This is a genomic window from Allobranchiibius huperziae, from assembly GCF_013410455.1.
Lineage (GTDB): Bacteria > Actinomycetota > Actinomycetes > Actinomycetales > Dermatophilaceae > Allobranchiibius > Allobranchiibius huperziae.
This window is the reverse complement of the sequence record NZ_JACCFW010000001.1, coordinates 3455337-3473636: the sequence shown is the minus strand read 5'-3', so window position 1 is coordinate 3473636 and position 18300 is coordinate 3455337. Positions and strand designations below refer to the sequence as shown.

Sequence of the window (18300 nt, the reverse complement as noted above, 5' to 3'; positions counted from 1 at the left end):
GCCGTCACTGCACGCGCAATCGGCCGTGGGCCGGTGATGATGGCGTGGTGGCGTACGAACACGACCTCATCGCCAACGGCGTCTCACTGGCGACCCGCACCTGGCCGAGCGAGCACAGCAGTCGCCGGCCGGTGGTGCTCCTTGCGGGCACCGGTGCGACGGCACGGGATTGGGACACAGTCGCCGACGACTTGTGCCGCGATCGGATCGTGCACGCCGTCAACCTGCGCGGCCATGGGACGAGCACCTGGCCAGGGCGGTACAGCATCGAAACGATGGCCGCAGACATCATCGACCTCCTTCCACAGCTCGCGTCCGACCTCGACGTCATCGGCCACTCGCTGGGCGGACTGGTCGCCTGCAGGGCTGCGGTCGCGGCCGATACGCCGATCCGGCGGCTCGTCCTCGAGGACGTCGGCGTGCTCCACCCGCGACACCCCACAGCCCCGACCCGGCCCGACGGGCGACTCGACTTCGACTGGGAGATGGTGCAGCAGATCCGTCCGGAGATCGACGCGCCCGACACGTCCTGGACCCGGATCGTTCAGATGATCACTGTGCCCACCCTGGCGATCAGTGGCGGCGAGACCAGCTTCGTGCCCGCCGAACACGTCCGTGAGCTCACCGAATCGGTCGCGGACGGCACGTTCACCACGATCGACGCAGGGCACCTGATCCACGAGAACGCGCCGGAGGAATTCGTGCGCGCCGTCCGCGCACACCTCGACGTCCCGCACCCCTGACCGCCCGAGGACCAGGCGAGCGGTGTGCCACCACCTAGGCGAGTGGCACGCGTCCGGCCACCCGCTGCCCCAATGCCCGCGAAGTGTTCCGCGCAGGGCAGCCTTGCTTCTGCGTACAGATATGGCGAAGGCCCTCCCCGCCTGAGCGGAGAGGGCCTTCGACCTGCGGATTGTGGAGTGTAGGGGATTCGAACCCCTGACCCTCGCCTTGCAAAGGCGATGCTCTACCAACTGAGCTAACACCCCAGGCTCTGGTGTTCCCACCCGCACGTCGAGGTGCAGATAGGAGTCGCGCCGTACAGCGCGGAGTGGTCAGACGCCGGACGAACCGCCTGTGGGGGGCTTGTCAGCGGCCTGGGCCCAGAGGTCCTTGCCGGCCTTGTCCTGGTCCCGCTTCTTCTTGAAGGCAGCAGCCGCTGCAGCAGCACCTGCCAGCACGACGATCTTCTTCAGCATCGGTCCTCCTGGTGGTACGACGGGCACGCGCGGGGAGCGCGTACCGAACGGCTGGTGGTGGGCCTAACAGGACTTGAACCTGTGGCCTCTTCCTTATCAGGGAAGCGCTCTAACCGACTGAGCTATAGGCCCGTATCACCGCAGTGCGCCCACCCACGAAACCGCGGGTCAGGCGCCGAACGAGGTTACCTCAACCCCCCGGGACCAGCCAAAACGCCGGCGCTGGGAGCAGAGTCGCCGCGCGCCCTATAGAGCGCGCGGCGACCCTATCGACGCAGGTCGGAGGTCACTCGTCGGTCAGCGTGAGGTGCAGGCCGCCGACCAGCGAGGAGCAGATGTTGTAGAGGAACGCGCCCAGCGTCGCGATCGCCGTCATCAGGAAGATGTCGATCACGCCGATGACCACCGACAGCGACATGACCCGACCGAAGCCGATGTAGTCCATGAGGTTGAACGACGAACCCTTGCGGTCCATCGAGCGCAGCAGGTCGTTCAGGTTGCCGAAGACGCCCATCCCGGACAGGACCGTCCACAGCACCCCGGTCATCACCACGCCCGCGATCGCCACGGCGACCGAGAGCAGGAAGGCGATCTTGAAGACCGACCAGGGGTCGACCCTGGACAGCGACAGACGGACCCGTCGCGGGGTCGCTCGGCCGGGCCGTGACGTACGGGCGGCCGGGCGGGGCGCGGGCCTGCCCCCACGGTTGGCCGCGGGTGCGGGGGCCTTGCGGGCCCCGGAGGTCCCTGCCTTGCCCGGCAGGCGCGCCGCCGGGCTGTCGCCGGCGGCCCGTGCGGTGTCGTTAGGCGTGTCAGTGCTCACTCAGGATCTCCAGACTCCTGCGGATCTGTAGTCCCAGTCTCGCCGGGCACAGGGTTTTCCGTCCCTGACGCTACGGCATCATCGGCCAGCTCTTCGACCTCTGCCTCGGCATTGCGCGCCACGGCCACGATCGCGTCGCCCTTGTCGGGGGTCGCGAACTGCACTCCCTGGGTCGATCGGCCGGTTCGCCGCACCTCATCCACCCGCGAGCGCACGATCTTGCCCTTCTCCATCACGACGAGCACTTCGTCGCCGTCGTGGGTGGTGAGCGCACCGACGAGGTCGCCACCGCGTTCGGAGATGTTGGCGACCTTGACGCCGAGCGTGGCACGGCCCTTGGTCGGGTAGTCCGAGCTGGCGGTCCGCTTGGCCAGACCGTTCTCGAAGACCACGAACACGTCGGGGTCTTCCCCGTCGGCCACGACGTTCATCGCGAGCAGCTCGTCGCCGCCCCGGAACTTCATGCCCGTCACACCCGACGTGCCGCGACCCATCGGCCGCAGGCTGTCGTCGGTGGCGTGGAAGCGCACCGACTGTCCCTTGCGGGAGACCAGCAGCACGTCGTCGAGCGGCGCGGCGAGCGCTGCCGCGACCAGCTCGTCGCCGTCGCGCAGGTTGACCGCGATGAGCCCGCCGGAGCGCGGCGAGTCGTACTCGGTCAGCCGGGTCTTCTTCACCAGCCCGCGACGGGTGGCGAGCAGCAGGTACGGGTCGGTCGTGTAGTCGCGCAGCGCCATCACCTGGGCGATCTGCTCGTCCGGCTGGAACGCCAGCAGGTTGGCCACGTGCTGGCCCTTGGCGTCCCGCGAGCTCTCCGGCAGCTCGTACGCCTTGATCCGGTAGACCCGGCCGGCGTTGGTGAAGAACAGCAGCCAGTGGTGGGTGGAGGTGGTGAAGAAGGTCGACACCACGTCGTCGCCGCGCAGTTGCGCACCGCGCACGCCCTTGCCGCCGCGCCGCTGGGAGCGGTACTCCGCCATCTTCACGCGCTTGGCGTAGCCCCCGCGGGTGATCGTGACGACCACGTCCTCCTCGGGGATCAGGTCCTCCATCGACATGTCGCCGTCGAAGGGCACGATCTGGGTACGCCGCTCGTCGCCGTACTTCTCGACGAGTTCGCTCAGCTCGGTGCTGACGATGCTGCGCTGCCGCTCGGGCTTGGCCAGGATGTCCTGGTAGTCCTCGATCATCCGCTGCAGTTCGTCGTGGTCGTCGGTGATCCGTTGACGCTCCATCGCTGCCAGCCGGCGCAGCTGCAGGTCGAGAATGGCTCGCGCCTGAAGTTCGTCGACGTCCAGCAACTCCATCAACCCGGTGCGCGCCTCGTCCGCGGACGGGCTGCGCCGGATCAGGGCGATGACCTCGTCGAGCATCTCCAGCGCCTTGAGGTAACCGCGCAGCAGGTGGATCTGCTCCTCGGCCTTGCGCAGCCGGTACTCGGTACGCCGCCGGATGACCTCGATCTGGTGGTCCACCCAGTGCTTGATGAACGAGCTGATCGGCAGCGTGCGCGGCACCCCGTCGACCAGGGCCAGCATGTTGGCGCCGAAGTTCTGCTGCAGCTGGGTGTGCTTGTAGAGGTTGTTCAGCACCACCTTGGCCACGGCGTCGCGCTTCAGCACGATGACCAGGCGCTGCCCCGTACGACCGGAGCTCTCGTCGCGCAGGTCGGCGATGCCGGCGATCCGCCCGTCCTTGACCTGCTGGGCGATCTTCTCCGCGAGCGCGTCCCGGTTGACCTGGTACGGCAGCTCGGTCACGACCAGGCACTGCCGGCCCTGGATCTCCTCGACCTCCACCACCGCGCGCATCGTGATCGAGCCACGACCGGTGCGGTAGGCGTCCTCGATGCCGCGGCGACCGAGCACCAGCGCGCCCGTCGGGAAATCGGGGCCCGGGATGAGGGTGAGCAGCTTCTCCAGCAGCTCCTCGCGGGTCACCTCGGGGTTCTCCAGCAGCCACAGGGCTCCGGAGGCGACCTCGCGCAGGTTGTGCGGCGGGATCTGGGTCGCCATACCGACCGCGATCCCGGCCGAGCCGTTGACCAGCAGGTTGGGGTAGCGCGCCGGCAGCACGACCGGCTGCATCGTCTTGCCGTCGTAGTTGGGCTCGAAGTCGACGGTCTCCTCGTGGATGTCGCGCACGAGCTCCATCGACAGCTGCGTCATCCGGCACTCGGTGTACCGCGGCGCCGCGGCCCCGTCGTTGCCCGGCGAGCCGAAGTTGCCCTGCCCGTCGACCAGCGGGTAACGCATCGACCACGGCTGCACCAGTCGCACCATGGCGTCGTAGATCGGCGCGTCACCGTGTGGGTGGTAGTGACCCATCACGTCGCCGACGACGCGGCTGCACTTGTTGTAGCCGCGGTCGGGGCGGTAGCCGCCGTCGTACATCGCGTAGACGATGCGGCGGTGCACCGGCTTCAGCCCGTCGCGTACGTCGGGCAGCGCGCGGCTCACGATCACGCTCATCGCGTACTCGATGTAGCTGCGCTGCATCTCCGCGTTGAGGTCGGTGGCCTCGATGCCGGTGCGTCCGGGGCCTTCGCCGTCCGGGGGGCCTGTCACGTCAGACATGAATTCCCTTGATCCTCAGTTGTTTCTTCTCAAGCGATGGGCTGCAGCCCTGCGCCGTTCTCAGGCTCCGACCGACCGAGTTCTTCTCGGACCCGCGATGCCTTTGCTTGATATCTGCCATCCACTCCATTGCGGCCGGCGACTCGCTGCGCTCGCCGACAACCTCCATTGCGCGGCTGTCAGATATCAAGGAACCGCACGTCGCGCGCGTTCCTCTGGATGAACCCGCGCCGCGACTCCACGTCCTCGCCCATCAGCACCGCGAAGATCTCGTCGGCGGCGGCAGCGTCGTCGAGCGTGACCTGCAGCAGCGTGCGGTGGTCGGGGTCCATGGTGGTGTCCCACAACTCGTGGTCGTTCATCTCGCCCAGCCCCTTGTAGCGCTGGGTCGGCGCGTCCTTCGGCAGTCGCCAGCCCTGGCTCTGACCCTGCGCGATCAGACCGTCGCGCTCCCGGTCGGAGTAGGCGAACTCGTGCTCGTGGTTGCTCCACTTGATCCGGTAGAGCGGCGGCTGCGCCAGGTAGACGAAGCCGGCCTCGACCAGCGGCCGCATGAAGCGGAAGAGCAGCGTCAGCAGCAACGTACGGATGTGCATGCCGTCGACGTCGGCATCGGCCATCAGCACGATCTTGTGGTAGCGCGCCTTGGTGATGTCGAAGTCCTCGGCGATGCCGGTGCCGAACGCGGAGATCAGCGCCTGGACCTCGTTGTTGGCGAGCACCTTGTCGATGCGGGCCTTCTCGACGTTCAGGATCTTGCCGCGGATCGGCAGGATGGCCTGGTTGTGCGGGTTGCGGCCCTGGGTGGCCGAGCCGCCCGCCGAGTCGCCCTCGACGATGAAGACCTCGCTGATCGTGGGGTCCTTGGACTGGCAGTCCCGCAGCTTGCCGGGCAGACCGCCGGACTCCAGCAGGCCCTTGCGTCGGGTCGCCTCACGCGCCTTGCGGGCCGCCAGCCGCGCCGCTGCCGCCTGCACCGACTTGCGGACGATCATCTTGCCCTCGTTGGGGTGCTGCGCCAGCCAGTGCTGCAGCTCCTCGCGGACCGCGGTCTGCACGAAGCCCTTGACCTCGGAGTTGCCGAGCTTGGTCTTGGTCTGACCCTCGAACTGCGGCTCGCCCAGCTTGACCGACACGACGGCGGTCAGGCCCTCGCGGATGTCGTCGCCGGTGAGGTTGTCGTCCTTCTCCTTCAGCAGCTTCTGTTCGCGCGCGAAGGTGTTGATCAGGCTCGTCATCGCCGCGCGGAAGCCCTCTTCGTGGGTGCCGCCCTCGTGGGTGTTGATCGCGTTCGCGTAGGTGTGCACCGACTCGGCGTACGCCGCGGTCCACTGCATCGCCACCTCGACCGACAGCAACCGGTCGGGGTCCTCGTGCTCGAACCAGATGATCTGCTCGTGCACGGGTTCGTTCTTCTTGGAGGAGTTCAGGTAGGCGACGTAGTCGAGCAGCCCGTTGTCGTAGCGGTACTCCACGCGCTCGGGCGCCCCGGTGGGTGCCTCGCTGCCCTCCGCGGCGGCCTCGTCCCTCGCGGCGTCGTCGTCGTCCTGAGCATGCCCGGGGCGCTCGTCGGTCAACGTCAGCGTCAGGCCCTTGTTCAGGAAGGCCATCTGCTGGAAGCGCGCACGCAGCGTGTCGAAGGTGTAGTCGACGGTCTCGAAGATGTCGGCGTTCGCCCAGAAGGTGATCGTCGTGCCGTGGTCGTCCGGGGTGTCGGTGGGGCCGACGTCCTCCAGCGGAGCCAGCGGCACGCCGTTCTCGAACTCCATCACCCAGCGGCGGCCGGCCTGACGCACCTCGGCGATGAGCCGGGTGGACAGGGCGTTGACGACCGAGGAGCCGACTCCGTGCAGGCCACCGGAGACCTTGTAGCCGCCACCGCCGAACTTCCCGCCGGCGTGTAGTTGGGTCAGCACGACCTGGACGGTGGAGACGCCCTCCGTCGGGTGGATCCCGACGGGGATGCCGCGGCCCTGGTCGATGACCCGCACGCCGCCGTCGGCGAGCAGGGTGACGTCGACCCGGTCGTTGTGCCCGGCCAGCGCCTCGTCGACCGCGTTGTCCACGATCTCGGTGACCAGGTGGTGCAGACCGCGCTCACCGGTCGAGCCGATGTACATGCCGGGTCGCTTGCGCACCGCCTCCAGGCCCTCGAGCACCTGGATCGAGTCCGCGTCGTACGCCGGTTCGTCAGCGACAGGGGGTTTCGCGGGCTTCGGGGTCACGGGAGGCGCCGGGACGGGGTCACCGGTGGTCTCGGGGGTGACGACCGCACCGTCGAGATCGGGTGTCTCGTCGGGTGTCGAGTCGTCGGGGCCGTTCGCGGACGAGGCAGGCTGCGGCACGCTGCTCCTTCGGGTGATGACGCAAGAGTGACCCCGTGTCGATCGGCGCGCCGACGCTCGTATCGGAATGAGCGCTCGTTCGGCGGGACCTTGGGGTCAGGCTCCCAGTCTACCCTCCCGCACCCCCAGGGCATCCTCAGGATCGCCATATGAGCGGCATTCCCGGCCAGAACGGTGCCCTTCACGACCACCGGTACGTGCGGGGGCCCGTAGAGCCGCTGCAGCGCGCATCAGCGACGTCGGTCAGTTCCGCATCACGTAGATGTAGGTCTGCGACGTCTTGGGACCGCTCGGCGGGATGGTGCACTCGATGTACGGGCCGACCACGCAGTTGAGCGTGTAGGTCTGCCCGGTCTTCTTGCTCGTCGCGTCGAAGCTGAAACTGCTGCCCGTGGCGGAGGCCGCCCGGCTGGTCGCCTGGTTCGCGACATCGGCCACGAAGGCGCACGTCGTGCCCGAGCCGCGCACCTTGTAACCGGTGTCGGTGCCCTTGCACTTCTCGAAGCCGGGCGGGGGTGCCGTCGCCGGGGCCGGCGTCGACGCCTTGCTGGACGAGGAGCTGCTGCTCGACCCGGACGAGGAGGTGGACGGCGCGGTCGAACTGCCGCTCGGCGACGGGGTGCTGGTCACCGTGCGGGTGACCACCGGGGTGACCGCGGTGTTGGGGTGGGTGCGCTGGCCGCGCAGGATCATGAACCCGACGACCGCGATCGCCAGCACCGACGCACTGATCACCACCCAGGGCAGCACCATGCTCGCTCCCCGCGGCGGAGGGGGAGAGCCGACCATCCGACCGTCGTAACTCGGTGCGTCCGCCCGGTCCCACCCACTCTCGACCGGAGGAGGCGCGTCGTACATGGACGCGGACCCGCTCGGGGGTCCGGCGGTGAATCCTGCGGGGTCGGTGGGGTGGTCCGCGGCTCGAGCGCGGGATCCTCGATCGGCCGGGAAGAGGTCGTCGAAGGTGTCGTCGCTCGCCGGCGTACGTGGTTCGTGATGGTCTGACACGGTAAAGGAAATCCTGCCGTTGCGTACAGATTGCACGACCACGGTAAGGGCGACCCCGCTGTTTCGCTCAACCGTAGGTGTCGCGCGGCCCTCGTCCCGGGGCGCTGCGGCGGCCGTGGGACCACGACGGCGAGCCGGGTCCGGTGACCCGCAACTCGGTCACGACGTCGGTGCCCACCACCTCTTCCATCTTGCCCAGCAGCGTCGAGGCGAGCAGTCGCAGCTGGGTGGCCCAGGCCGTGGAATCGGCACGCACGGTGAGCACGCCGTCGGTGTACGCCACGGGTTCGCTGTGCGCCGCCACGTCGTCACCGACGATCTCCCGCCAGCGGCCCATCACGGCACCGGCCGCGACGTCGAGCTGCCAGCCGCGCTCGGAGAGCAGCTTGTCGAACTGGTTCCCCAGCAGGGACGGGTCCCGCCCGTCGTCGCGGCCGCGGCCCTGACCGATGTCACCCGCGCGCGGTCGACGCTTGGGTATCCGCGCTCCGGGGCGAAAACCCCTCTCGGAAGCGCTCATTCGAGCCCGTGCGAGTGCCTCGCGGGCCGCAGCGAAGCGGTCGGTAGACAGTGATTCCTCGGCTCCCTCGGCTCCCTCGGCTCCCTCGGCCTCCTCGGCCCGGACGGACGGCGGCCCCTGCTCCTCCTCGCCCCTCACGATGCGGCCCCCGTGGCCGCGGCGTCGGACGGATCTTCCTCAGCGGCCTCGTCAGCGGCCTCGTCGAACTCGACCTCGTGCCCAGCCGACGGGCCGGATGCGGGCACTGTCACCGCGCCCCGGCGTACGTCGTAGAGCCGACCCGCGAGCTCCGGTGGTACGTCGTCACGAACGGCGGCCGTGATGAGCACCTGTTCGCAGTCCGAGATCAGGGTCGCCAGCCGAGTGCGCCGACCCACGTCGAGCTCGGCGAACACGTCGTCCAGCACCAGCACCGGATCGGTCGCGACGTCGGCGCGCAGGAGCTGGTAGCCCGCGAGCCGCAGCGCCAGGGCGAACGACCAGGACTCCCCGTGGCTGGCATACCCCTTGGCGGGCAGCTCGCCCAGCGTCAGCTCCAGGTCGTCGCGGTGCGGGCCGACCAGGGTGATGCCACGCTCGATCTCCCGGGACCGCTGCTCGGCGAAGCCGGTGTGCAGCGCGGCGGTGATCTCCTCGACGCCCGGCACCTCACCGTCGGCCGCGGGCGACAACCCGGACAGCGAGGACTGGTAGTCGATCCGGGCCCCTGACACGCTGTCGCTGACCTGGTCGTAGGCCTGCCCGACGTACGGCGCGAGGTCGCGCAACAGCCGCAGCCGCGCATAGGTCAGGTTCGCCCCGGTGGCGGCCAGGTGGGTGTCCCACACCGGCAGCGAATCGGCCAGAGCCGCATCGTTCCGGGACGTGCGGGCGTTCTTCAGCAACGCGTTGCGCTGCTTGAGGATCTTGTCGTAGTCCGAGCGCGCCGCGGCCCAGCGCGGTTGGCGCGCCACCAGAAGGTCGTCCAGGAAGCGGCGGCGGCCGGCCGGGTCGCCTTTGACCAGCGCTAGATCCTCCGGCGCGAAGAGCACGGTGCGCAGACTGCCGAGGATGTCGCGCGGACGGACGGCAGCCCCTCGACCCAGGCGTGCGCGGTTGGCCCGCCCGGGGTTGATCTCGATCTCGATGCTCTGCTCACGCCCGTCGCGCACCACGATCGCGCGGACGACAGCCTGCTCGTCCCCGGCGCGGATCAGGGGGTGGTCTGTCGCGACCCGGTGCGATCCGAGGGTGGCGAGATAGCCGACGGCCTCGACCAGGTTGGTCTTGCCCTGTCCGTTGCGCCCGACCAGCGTCGTGACGCCGGGCTCGAAGTCGAGCTCGAGCTGCTCGTAGGACCGGAATCCGGTCAGAGTCAGCCGTCGCAGGTACACCGTGGGAAGTCTAGGAGCACGGCACCACGACAGAGCGCCGCCCGATCCCCGACCCGCTCACCCGACCCCGAAGAACCTCATGGGGTGACGGCTCAGTGGTCGGTGACGATGCCCTTCTGGCCCTTGAGGGTGACCGGGTGCCCGCCGAACTCGTTGCGCATGGCGGCCACGGCCTGCATCGCGGGGGAGTCGTCCTGGCGGGAGACGAACCGGGCGAAGAGCGAGGCGGAGATGACCGGCATGGGCACGCCGTACTCCACGGCCTCCTGCACGGTCCACCGACCCTCACCGGAGTCGTTGACGAAACCGGAGATCTTGTCGAAACCGGGGTCCTTGGCGAGGGCGGTCGCCATCAGTTCCTGCAGCCACGACCGCACGACGGTCCCGCGGGTCCAGGCCTTGAACGCGGCGGGCACGTCCTTGACGATCTCCTTGGCCGCGAGCAGCTCGTAGCCCTCGGCGTACGCCTGCATCATCCCGTACTCGATGCCGTTGTGGACCATCTTCACGTAGTGCCCGGCGCCGACGTCGCCGGCGTGCACCCAGCCCTCGTCGCGTGGGCCCTCGGGGCGCAGTGCGTCGAAGATCGGCATGACGCGCTCCACGTCCTTGTCGCTGCCACCGCACATGAGGCCGTACCCGGCCTCCTTGCCCCACACGCCGCCGGAGACACCGCAGTCGACGAAGGCGATGCCCTTCCTGTCCAGCTCCTGGGCGTGCCGCTCGTCGTCGGTGAACTTGCTGTTGCCACCGTCGACGATGAGGTCGCCGGCCTCGAGCAGGTCGGACAGGTCGTTGATCACGGAGTCGGTGACCTTGCCGGCGGGCACCATCACCCACACCACCCGTGGCGCCGAGAGCTTGGAGACCAGATCCTTGAGGTCCTTGGCGTCACTGATCTTCTGGTCGGTGTCGTACCCGACGACCTCGTGACCTGCGGCACGGATGCGGTCGCGCATGTTGCCGCCCATCTTGCCCAGCCCGATCAAGCCGATCTGCATGTCCAACTCCTTGTTCGCCAGTGGTCAGGTACTCGCAGGATCCGCGAGCCGATCTCGGGCCCGACGCTACTCCCGCTCGGTTGTCAGCGTCCTACTGACGCAGATGCCACTGATCCGCTGACAATCGCGGATTCAGCTCGTTGTTCCTTCGTTCGCGAGCCGCGACCGTACTCCGCTGCGGCCGCGTGCTCGCTGTGCTCGCTCACAACCTGCGCTGCGCACGGTCTAGCTCGCGAAGCGCACCGGCATCAGCACGTAGCGGTAGCTCTCGTCAGCGTCGCCGTCCGCCTCGGCCTGCCCCGACAGCACCGCGGGGCGGCTGGGCTGGGTGAAGGACATCCGCGCGTACGACGTGCCGATGGCTCCCAGGCCGTCGAGCAGGAACTGCGGGTTGAAGGCGATCTCCAGCTCCGGGCCCTGCAGGTTGCACTCCACGGCCTCGCTGGCCTGGGCGTCGTCGCCCTGACCGGCCTCGATGCCGACCTGGCCCTCGCTGAAGCGCAGCCGTACGGCGGCGTTGCGCTCGGCCACCAGCGCTACGCGCTTGACGGCTTCGGTCAGCGTGGCGGTGTTGAGCACCGCGACGGTGTCCACGCTCGTCGGGAAGATGGCGGTGACCTTCGGGTACTCCCCGTCCAGCAGTCGGCTGGTGCTGCGGCGTCGACCGGCCTCGAACCCCACGAGGCCCTCACCGCCTGCCGCGTGACCGAGGGCGATGCCGACCGTGCCGGACGCGCCGAGGGCGCGAGCGGTGTCCGACAGCGTGCGCGCGGGGATCAGCGCGACGTGCGAGGCGTCCGCGGTGCTGGGGTTCCAGGTGAGCTCGCGCAGGGCCAGCCGGTAGCGGTCGGTGGCCAACAGGCTCAGCTTGTCGCCCTCGATCTCCATCCGGACACCGGTCAGGATCGGCAGGGTGTCGCCGCGGTCGGCCGCGATGGAGACCTGCGCGACCGCCTGGGTGAAGATGTCGCCCTGCACCGAACCGCTGGGCTCCGGAGAGATCGGCAGCGTGGGGTAGTCCGCAGTGGGCATCTGCTGCAGCGCGAACCGGCTGGACCCGCAGGAGACCGTCAGCTTGGACCCGTCGACGGCCAGCGAGACCGGCTTGGCCGGCAGCGACCGGGAGATCTCCGACAGCAGCCGGCCCATCACCAGGGTCTCGCCGGGCTCGTCGACCTGAGCGGGGACGGTGACCTTGGCCGAGACCTCGTAGTCGAAGGCGCTCAGCGTGAGCGAGTCCTCGGCGGCTTCCAGCAGCACACCGGCCAGGACCGGTACGGGCGGGCGGGTGGACAGGCCGCGTACGGCCCAGGTGACCGCTTCGGCAAGCACATCGCGTTCGACCTGGAGCTTCACGACACGGACCGTCCTCAGTAGCTGCTCGTTCGGGTGCAGGGATGCGTCGACGGCGCTCGCTTCAGGCAGCGGTCGTCTGGCGCAGACCGACCCTAGTCGGCAGGGACCCGCCCGCCAACCGAAGCGGTCCATCGATGTTGTTCGGTCCGGGTCCCGTGGCTCTTGTCGTTCTCCCCAGCTGTCGGGGCGCAACAGGATCTCCAGAAATCGTTAGTCGTCGTAGTAGCGGTTGTGGATGCTGTGGAGAACGACAGGAAATCGCCGGAACGAGCGGCAACCAGGTCGCCGGGGGCTGTGGACCGGTTGGGGGTGGTGGATGTGGATGAACCGGGGGTCCGGTGGACGGTCGGGCGCTGTTCACACGTCGTACACCGACGGGGCCTTGCAGAAGGGCCGCGATCCACCGTTTGGCGTTGTTTTCCCCAGGGAATTGTGGATGGACCGGCGCGAGGCGGAGGTGACGCGGCGTGTTGCGCGGAACGGCGCTACCCACAGACTTATCCACAGGGTGGGGACAACGGGGTGGGGAATATCGACTCCGGACCGCACGTCAGGTGATGTAGGTCACATCTGAGGGGTCGAGAAACATAGTTATCCCCAGAAAACGGTGGACAACTGTGTGGACGGAGCGTCAGGTGGCGCGGCGGATCTGAAGGGTCAGTTCACTGATCTGGTCGTACAGGTGACGCCGGTCACCCATCTGCTGACGGATCTTACGGTCCGCGTGCATCACCGTGGTGTGATCGCGCCCACCGAATTGTTGACCAATTTTCGGCAGCGACAGGTCGGTCAGTTCACGGCACAGATACATGGCGATCTGCCGGGCGTTCACCAGGGTGCGACTGCGGGACGAGCCGCACAGATCGTCGACGGTGAGGTCGAAGTACGCCGCCGTCTTGGCCATGATCGTGGAGACCCCGATCTGGCCGGGGTTGGCGCTCGGCATCAGGTCCTTCAGGACGTGCGTCGCCAGCTCCATGGTGATCTCCTGGGCCGACACCGACGCGTACGCCGTGACGCGGATCAGCGCGCCCTCGAGCTCGCGGATGTTGCTCGGCACCCTGCTGGCGATCAGGCTCAGCACCTCGTCGGGGATCCCCATCTTGTCCGCGATGGCCTTCTTGCGAAGGATCGCGATACGCGTCTCGAGGTCCGGCGGCTTCACATCGGTGGTGAGGCCCCACTCGAACCGGGACCGCATCCGATCCTCCAGCCCGCTCAGCAGCTTCGGCGGCTGGTCACTGGTCAGCACGATCTGCTTCTCGCCGTTGTGCAGCGAGTTGAAGGTGTGGAAGAACTCCTCCTGGGTGCTCTCCTTGCCCTGCAGGAACTGCACGTCGTCGATGAGCAGCACGTCGACGTCGTCGCGGTAGCGCTTCTGGAAGCGGCTGGCGTTGTCGTCGCGGATGGAGTTGATGAAGTCGTTGGTGAACTCCTCGGAGTTCACGTAGAGCACCCGCATCTGAGGGTAGTAGCTGCGCACGTAGTGACCCACCGCGTGCAGCAGGTGGGTCTTGCCCAGTCCGGAGTCGCCGTAGATGAACAGCGGGTTGTACGAGCGCGCCGGCGTCTCGGCGACCGCTTGGGCCGCGGCGCAGGCGAACCTGTTGCCGGCACCGATGACGAAGGTGTCGAAGGTGTACTTCGGGTTCAGTCGCGGGTCGTTGGTCGCCGCACCGCCGCGGGCGCTGGTCGAGACCGGACCACGGGCCGGCGGTGCCGGCGGCTTCTCCACCGGCGCGGGCTTCTCCACGATGTCGATCGGGAAGAGTTCGCCGGCCTCGGCGCTCTGGTCGGGCGGCCGCAGGGACTCATCGACGGTCACCGCCAGCGTCACGGTCTGGGACAGCTGCTCGCTGAGCGCCGCGGACACCGAGTCGATCAGGTCCGACTCGACGATGCGTTTGGTGTGTTCGAAGGGCACCGCGAGTACGGCGGTCTCACCGACGACGCCGATCAGGCGGGCCAGGCGCAGGTAGCCCCGGTCGCGCTGGGCGATGCCGGAATCCTCCAGCGTCATCAGGGTGGAGTGCCAGACGAAGGCGAGATCGTGGTCCGATTCGCTCACGGTCGTCGTACTCCTCGCTGCCTGGTCAGCTCATGATGGTCACCGTCGAACGGGTGCCCAGTAGGTCGCTGTCGAATGTCTGCGGGGAGCGTACCGACCGTCATCCACAGGGTTCTCCACAGGCTGTGAATAATTTCCCCCATTCGAAGCGAACCTGACCGTAACAACCAGGACCCCCCACGGCAACCTCGCGGACGGTTTCTGTTCAGCAGCGTGCGGCGTGTCGGCTGGAACGGCGGCTCTGGAACCGGTTTGCTGGATCGTTTGCGGGCGGCGGTGGCGAAGATACCGTCCGTGAGCGTGCCGAGTTTGACCACTGTCCCCGGCCGCCCGTAGAGTTTTGGTCGTCTCGTGCCCTGTGAGCATGGACGGTGAGTCGAGAACCGGCAGGTGCGTCTTTGCGTACATCGCCCGGGGATCGGCGCTCCGTGGTGGCCGCAGTTGACACTGGAGACCACCTGACCAGGCACCATCTCGAACCATCTGGGTCACCACGACCCAGGCATCCGACCGGAGTGACACGTGAGCAAGCGCACCTTCCAGCCGAACACCCGTCGACGGGCCAAGACCCACGGCTTCCGCCTGCGGATGCGGACGCGCGCCGGCCGCTCCATCATCGCCTCGCGCCGCCGTAAGGGCCGCGAGCGCCTCTCCGCCTGAGTCCGATCACATCGAACCCCGCATCCCGTGCTGCCGGCAGCGCACCGCCTGCGCCGCCCGGCGCAGTTCCGGGCCGTGCTCCGCGGTCGCGGAGCGGGGCGCAGCGGGGGTGACCTGCTGGTGGTCCATGCAGCACACGTCTCCCGCCCCGCGGACGGCTCGGCCGTCCCGAGGGTGGGTTTCGTCGTTTCCAAGGCCGTCGGCAACGCCGTGGTCCGCACTCGCACCAAGCGGGTCCTGCGGCACGTCATCGCGGCGGAGCTCGGCGCCGTCCCCGCTGACGTGGATCTCGTCGTACGCGCCAACCCGCCGCTCGCTGGTGCACCCACCCCTCGTGTGCGCGAGGATCTGCGGCGCCAGCTGCATCAGGCGTTGTCGCGGCTGCGATGAGCACCCTCAACCGCTGGCTGGCCGCGCCGCTCGTCCTGCTGGTGCGGCTCTACCAGCGGTGGATCTCCCCACTCTTCCCGCCGTCGTGCCGGTTCACGCCGTCCTGCTCGGCGTACGCGGTCACCGCCCTCACCCGGTTCGGGCCCTTCAAGGGCAGTTGGCTGACCGCGCGCCGGCTGCTGCGGTGCCATCCGTGGAACCCCGGCGGAGTCGACCACGTTCCACCGGCGAAGGTGTCCGGCGACGTGCACCACGCGGCGTGACCGCCCCCTCATCCTGATCAGCTCACCCGAGAAGCACCGAGGACACCATGATTGACACCCTGCTCTTCCCGCTCGAGTGGTTCGTCGCCCTCGTGATGGTGGGCTTCCACAACGGTCTGAGCAAGATCGGCATGAACCCCACCTCCGGGTGGACATGGGCGTTCTCGGTGGTCGGCCTGGTCATCGTCCTGCGGGTCCTGCTGATCCCGCTCTTCGTCAAGCAGATCAAGACCTCGCGCCGGATGCAGCTCATCCAGCCGGAGATCCAGGCGATCCAGAAGAAGTACAAGGGCAAGAAGGACGCCGAGTCCCGTCAGAAGATGACGGAAGAGACGATGGAGCTCTACAAGCGGACGGGCACCAACCCGTTCAGCTCCTGTATGCCGATCCTGCTCCAGGCACCGTTCTTCTTCGCTCTCTTCCGGGTGCTCAACAACCTGGGCAAGATCGGCGACGGGCGCCACAAGTCGATCGGTCTGATGACCCACGCCGCGGCGCGTCAGGCGGAGCAGTCGACCCTCTTCGGCGCGAAGCTGTCGGACACTTTCCTGGGCAGCCACTCGTTGGCCGCGAAGGTCCTCACGATGGGCCTCATCGTGCTGATGTCGGCCACGATGTTCATCACCCAGCGTCAGCTGATGCAGAAGAACATGCCGGCTGCGGCCTTGGACAACCCGATGGCCAAGCAGCAGAAAATCATCATGTACGTGATGCCGCTGTTCTTCTTCGTCACCGGCCCGAACTTCCCCATCGGTGTCCTGATCTACTGGCTGACCACCAACCTCTGGACCATGGGACAGCAGTTCTACGTGATCCGGCGGATGCCCGCACCCGGCTCCGCGGCCGAGAAGGCCTTGGAAGAACGTCGTCGCGCCAAGGGCAAGCCGATGCCAGGTGCGGCCGTGAGTCTGGACAAGGCGGCCGCAGTCGCCGCCGCGGAAGCGCCTGCCGAGGGCGAGGACGCCGCTAAACCCAAGGTGAGCGGGCAGCGGGTGCAGCCGAAGAAGGGCAAGCGTCGCCCGACCCCCTCCACCGGGCAGCCCACCGACGTCTCCTCGAACGGCACGTCCGGCGGATCCACGACCGCGGTGTCGACGTCCGGGGACACCAAGATCACCACGACCACTGCGAAGAACGTCGCGCCTCCGCGCGCCAAGACCAAGCGCAAACGGTGATGCCGACCGTTCGCACCCACCGGCAGACACAGAATCTGGAGCTCTCATGACGCAGGACACCGACCAGTCCGAGCAGGTCGACGAACGAGTGGACACAGAGGGGACGGAGGGGACTGCGTCGCAGGCTGCGCGGCCGGCCGCCGACCGCTCCTCGGGGCTGGACCGCGAAGGTGAGATCGCGGCCGACTTCCTCGAGACGTTGCTCGACATCGCCGACCTCGACGGTGACATCGATGTGGACGTCGACGGGGACCGCGCCGCCGTCGCGATCGTGGACTCCGAAGAAGGCCGCGTTCCGCGCCGCCTCGTCGGGCAGGACGGCAAGGTCCTCGAGGCCCTGCAGGAGCTGACCCGGTTGGCCGTGCAGGCTGAGACCGGTGAGCGCAGTCGCCTGATGCTGGATGTCGCCGGCCACCGCGCCGCGCGCCGCGAGGAGCTGACGCGGATCGCCGCCGATGCAGCGGCGGCAGCGAAGGAGACCGGTGAGCGGCAGTCGTTGGAGCCGATGAGCGCTTTCGAGCGCAAGGTCGTGCACGACGCCGTGCTCGCGGCCGGGCTGGGCTCGGAGTCCGAGGGCGTCGAGCCCCGGCGGTACGTCGTCGTCCTGCCGCAGCGGTAGTTCCTCGGTTTCACGTGGAACACCACGGCTCCACGACCCTGCCCGAACCGCCCGCCGCAGCCGCCACCGTCTTCGGTGATCGACTGGGTCGGGCGCTGGCATACGCCGAACTGCTGGCGACCACGGGTGTCGATCACGGTCTGATCGGCCCCCGCGAGGTGCCGCGCCTGTGGGAACGTCACCTGCTCAACTGCGCCGTCGTGGCAGATCTGATCCCGCCGGATGCTCAGGTGGCCGACGTCGGGTCCGGCGCCGGCCTGCCCGGCCTCGTCTTGGCGATCGTCCGTCCGGACCTGCGGGTGACGCTGGTCGAGCCGTTGCAGCGACGGGTGACCTGGCTGGACACCGCCGTCGAGCAACTACGCCTGGACAACGTGCAGGTACGGCGCGCACGTGCGCAGAACGCCACCGATCTCGCCGTCGACGTCGTCTGTTCGCGTGCGGTCGCCCGGTTGTCCCAACTCGTCGGGTGGAGCCTGCCTCTGCTGCGCGACGGGGGCACCATGCTCGCCCTCAAGGGAGCGTCCGCGACCGAGGAGCTGCAGGACGCCGAGCGGGTGTTGAGACAGGCCGGGGTCGTCTCACACGAGGTCGTAGAGTGCGGGGTCGGTCTGGTCGAACCGCCGACCACCGTGGTCCGCATCCTGGCCGGCCGTCGACGGACTCCGCAGTCCGCACAGGAGACGAAGGCAGAGTCCGTTGCCCCAGCAGCGAAGAAGTCGAAGAAGTCCGAGCGGTCCGCAAGAGCACGGAGCGCGAAGTCCAAGGGCTGACGTCGGCCCCGCCACCATCAGCATCACGAGGAGCGACCCGGTGACATCCCGAGGCCCCGGACATCCCGCCGCCGCAGAGACGCCCACCGGCTGGCCCGGTCGCGATCGCGAAATACAGCATGACCTGCTGGAGGTATCTGCCGACCGCCCC

18 protein-coding genes and 2 tRNA genes are annotated in these 18300 nt (G+C 68.4%); 7 read left to right on the top strand and 13 right to left on the bottom strand.

Features of this window, described 5'->3' with window-relative positions:
- Nucleotides 1-47: 47 nt before the first annotated feature.
- A complete protein-coding gene (locus HNR15_RS16565; protein WP_343048578.1) occupies nt 48-743 on the top strand; it encodes an alpha/beta fold hydrolase in 696 nt (231 codons plus the stop codon).
- Nucleotides 744-916: 173 nt separating this feature from the next.
- On the opposite strand, the gene HNR15_RS16560 is transcribed toward HNR15_RS16565, so the two are convergent.
- The 12 genes from HNR15_RS16560 to dnaA all read right to left on the bottom strand — a co-directional run bounded on the left by HNR15_RS16560 (nt 917) and on the right by dnaA (nt 14269).
- A tRNA-Ala gene (locus tag HNR15_RS16560) sits at nt 917-989 on the bottom strand.
- A gap of 66 nt (nt 990-1055) precedes the next feature.
- Nucleotides 1056-1199: a DLW-39 family protein gene (locus HNR15_RS16555; RefSeq protein ID WP_179483397.1), complete on the bottom strand. Its 144-nt coding sequence runs from the start codon at nt 1197-1199 to the stop codon at nt 1056-1058.
- Between the two features lie 55 nt (nt 1200-1254).
- Nucleotides 1255-1331, bottom strand: a tRNA-Ile gene (locus HNR15_RS16550).
- 154 nt (nt 1332-1485) lie between these two features.
- A complete protein-coding gene (locus HNR15_RS16545; protein WP_343048577.1) occupies nt 1486-2022 on the bottom strand; it encodes a DUF3566 domain-containing protein in 537 nt (178 codons plus the stop codon).
- A complete protein-coding gene (gene gyrA / locus HNR15_RS16540; RefSeq protein ID WP_179483396.1) occupies nt 2019-4598 on the bottom strand; it encodes a DNA gyrase subunit A in 2580 nt (859 codons plus the stop codon). Before gyrA ends, HNR15_RS16545 begins: the two co-directional genes overlap by 4 nt.
- A 179-nt stretch (nt 4599-4777) precedes the next feature.
- Nucleotides 4778-6823, bottom strand: coding sequence for a DNA topoisomerase (ATP-hydrolyzing) subunit B (gyrB, locus tag HNR15_RS16535; protein ID WP_179483832.1), 2046 nt, complete (start codon nt 6821-6823; stop codon nt 4778-4780).
- Nucleotides 6824-7186: 363 nt separating this feature from the next.
- A complete protein-coding gene (locus tag HNR15_RS16530) occupies nt 7187-7951 on the bottom strand; it encodes a hypothetical protein (protein WP_179483395.1) in 765 nt (254 codons plus the stop codon).
- 67 nt (nt 7952-8018) lie between these two features.
- Nucleotides 8019-8609: a DciA family protein gene (locus HNR15_RS16525; protein WP_343048576.1), complete on the bottom strand. Its 591-nt coding sequence runs from the start codon at nt 8607-8609 to the stop codon at nt 8019-8021.
- A complete protein-coding gene (recF, locus tag HNR15_RS16520) occupies nt 8606-9844 on the bottom strand; it encodes a DNA replication/repair protein RecF (RefSeq protein WP_179483394.1) in 1239 nt (412 codons plus the stop codon). The genes HNR15_RS16525 and recF overlap by 4 nt, the downstream gene beginning before the upstream one ends.
- Nucleotides 9845-9936: 92 nt before the next feature.
- Nucleotides 9937-10845 carry a phosphogluconate dehydrogenase (NAD(+)-dependent, decarboxylating) gene (gene gnd, locus HNR15_RS16515; RefSeq protein ID WP_179483393.1) on the bottom strand — a complete coding sequence of 303 codons (909 nt, stop codon included), beginning with the start codon at nt 10843-10845 and terminating at the stop codon, nt 9937-9939.
- A 225-nt stretch (nt 10846-11070) separates the two neighbouring features.
- Nucleotides 11071-12201, bottom strand: a complete 1131-nt coding sequence (dnaN, locus tag HNR15_RS16510) for a DNA polymerase III subunit beta (protein WP_179483392.1) — start codon at nt 12199-12201, stop codon at nt 11071-11073.
- A gap of 631 nt (nt 12202-12832) precedes the next feature.
- Complete coding sequence (gene dnaA, locus HNR15_RS16505) at nt 12833-14269, bottom strand: chromosomal replication initiator protein DnaA (protein WP_179483391.1); 1437 nt, start codon at nt 14267-14269, stop codon at nt 12833-12835.
- A 522-nt stretch (nt 14270-14791) separates the two neighbouring features.
- On the opposite strand from dnaA, the gene rpmH reads away from it, so the two are divergent.
- The gene (gene rpmH / locus HNR15_RS16500) at nt 14792-14929 is read left to right on the top strand and encodes a 50S ribosomal protein L34 (RefSeq protein ID WP_179483390.1); all 138 of its coding nucleotides are present in this window, start codon (nt 14792-14794) and stop codon (nt 14927-14929) included.
- 6 nt (nt 14930-14935) lie between these two features.
- On the opposite strand, the gene HNR15_RS18930 is transcribed toward rpmH, so the two are convergent.
- Nucleotides 14936-15058 (bottom strand): hypothetical protein, encoded by a 123-nt coding sequence (locus HNR15_RS18930; protein ID WP_255696565.1) that lies wholly within the window; start codon nt 15056-15058, stop codon nt 14936-14938.
- On the opposite strand from HNR15_RS18930, the gene HNR15_RS16495 reads away from it, so the two are divergent.
- The 5 genes from HNR15_RS16495 to rsmG are packed head-to-tail and all read left to right on the top strand — an operon-like array spanning nt 15005 to nt 18149.
- The gene (locus tag HNR15_RS16495) at nt 15005-15319 is read left to right on the top strand and encodes a ribonuclease P protein component (protein WP_343048619.1); all 315 of its coding nucleotides are present in this window, start codon (nt 15005-15007) and stop codon (nt 15317-15319) included. The two genes, HNR15_RS18930 and HNR15_RS16495, sit on opposite strands and share 54 nt — an antisense overlap.
- Nucleotides 15316-15582 (top strand): membrane protein insertion efficiency factor YidD, encoded by a 267-nt coding sequence (gene yidD, locus HNR15_RS16490; RefSeq protein WP_179483388.1) that lies wholly within the window; start codon nt 15316-15318, stop codon nt 15580-15582. The genes HNR15_RS16495 and yidD overlap by 4 nt, the downstream gene beginning before the upstream one ends.
- Before the next feature lie 47 nt (nt 15583-15629).
- Complete coding sequence (gene yidC / locus HNR15_RS16485) at nt 15630-16757, top strand: membrane protein insertase YidC (RefSeq protein ID WP_179483387.1); 1128 nt, start codon at nt 15630-15632, stop codon at nt 16755-16757.
- 46 nt (nt 16758-16803) lie between these two features.
- Complete coding sequence (locus tag HNR15_RS16480) at nt 16804-17376, top strand: Jag family protein (protein ID WP_179483386.1); 573 nt, start codon at nt 16804-16806, stop codon at nt 17374-17376.
- 14 nt (nt 17377-17390) lie between these two features.
- Nucleotides 17391-18149, top strand: a complete 759-nt coding sequence (rsmG, locus tag HNR15_RS16475; RefSeq protein ID WP_179483385.1) for a 16S rRNA (guanine(527)-N(7))-methyltransferase RsmG — start codon at nt 17391-17393, stop codon at nt 18147-18149.
- Nucleotides 18150-18300 lie beyond the last annotated feature (151 nt).

Excerpts from the sequence above, each read along its gene's own strand:
- HNR15_RS16555 (WP_179483397.1), bottom strand. The coding sequence starts at position 1,199 with ATGCTGAAGAAGATCGTCGTGCTGGCAGGTGCTGCTGCAGCGGCTGCT.
- gyrA (WP_179483396.1), bottom strand. The coding sequence starts at position 4,598 with ATGTCTGACGTGACAGGCCCCCCGGACGGCGAAGGCCCCGGACGCACC.
- gnd (WP_179483393.1), bottom strand. The coding sequence starts at position 10,845 with ATGCAGATCGGCTTGATCGGGCTGGGCAAGATGGGCGGCAACATGCGC.
- HNR15_RS18930 (WP_255696565.1), bottom strand. The coding sequence starts at position 15,058 with ATGGACCACCAGCAGGTCACCCCCGCTGCGCCCCGCTCCGCGACCGCG.
- yidD (WP_179483388.1), top strand. The coding sequence starts at position 15,316 with ATGAGCACCCTCAACCGCTGGCTGGCCGCGCCGCTCGTCCTGCTGGTG.
- yidC (WP_179483387.1), top strand. The coding sequence starts at position 15,630 with ATGATTGACACCCTGCTCTTCCCGCTCGAGTGGTTCGTCGCCCTCGTG.
- HNR15_RS16480 (WP_179483386.1), top strand. The coding sequence starts at position 16,804 with ATGACGCAGGACACCGACCAGTCCGAGCAGGTCGACGAACGAGTGGAC.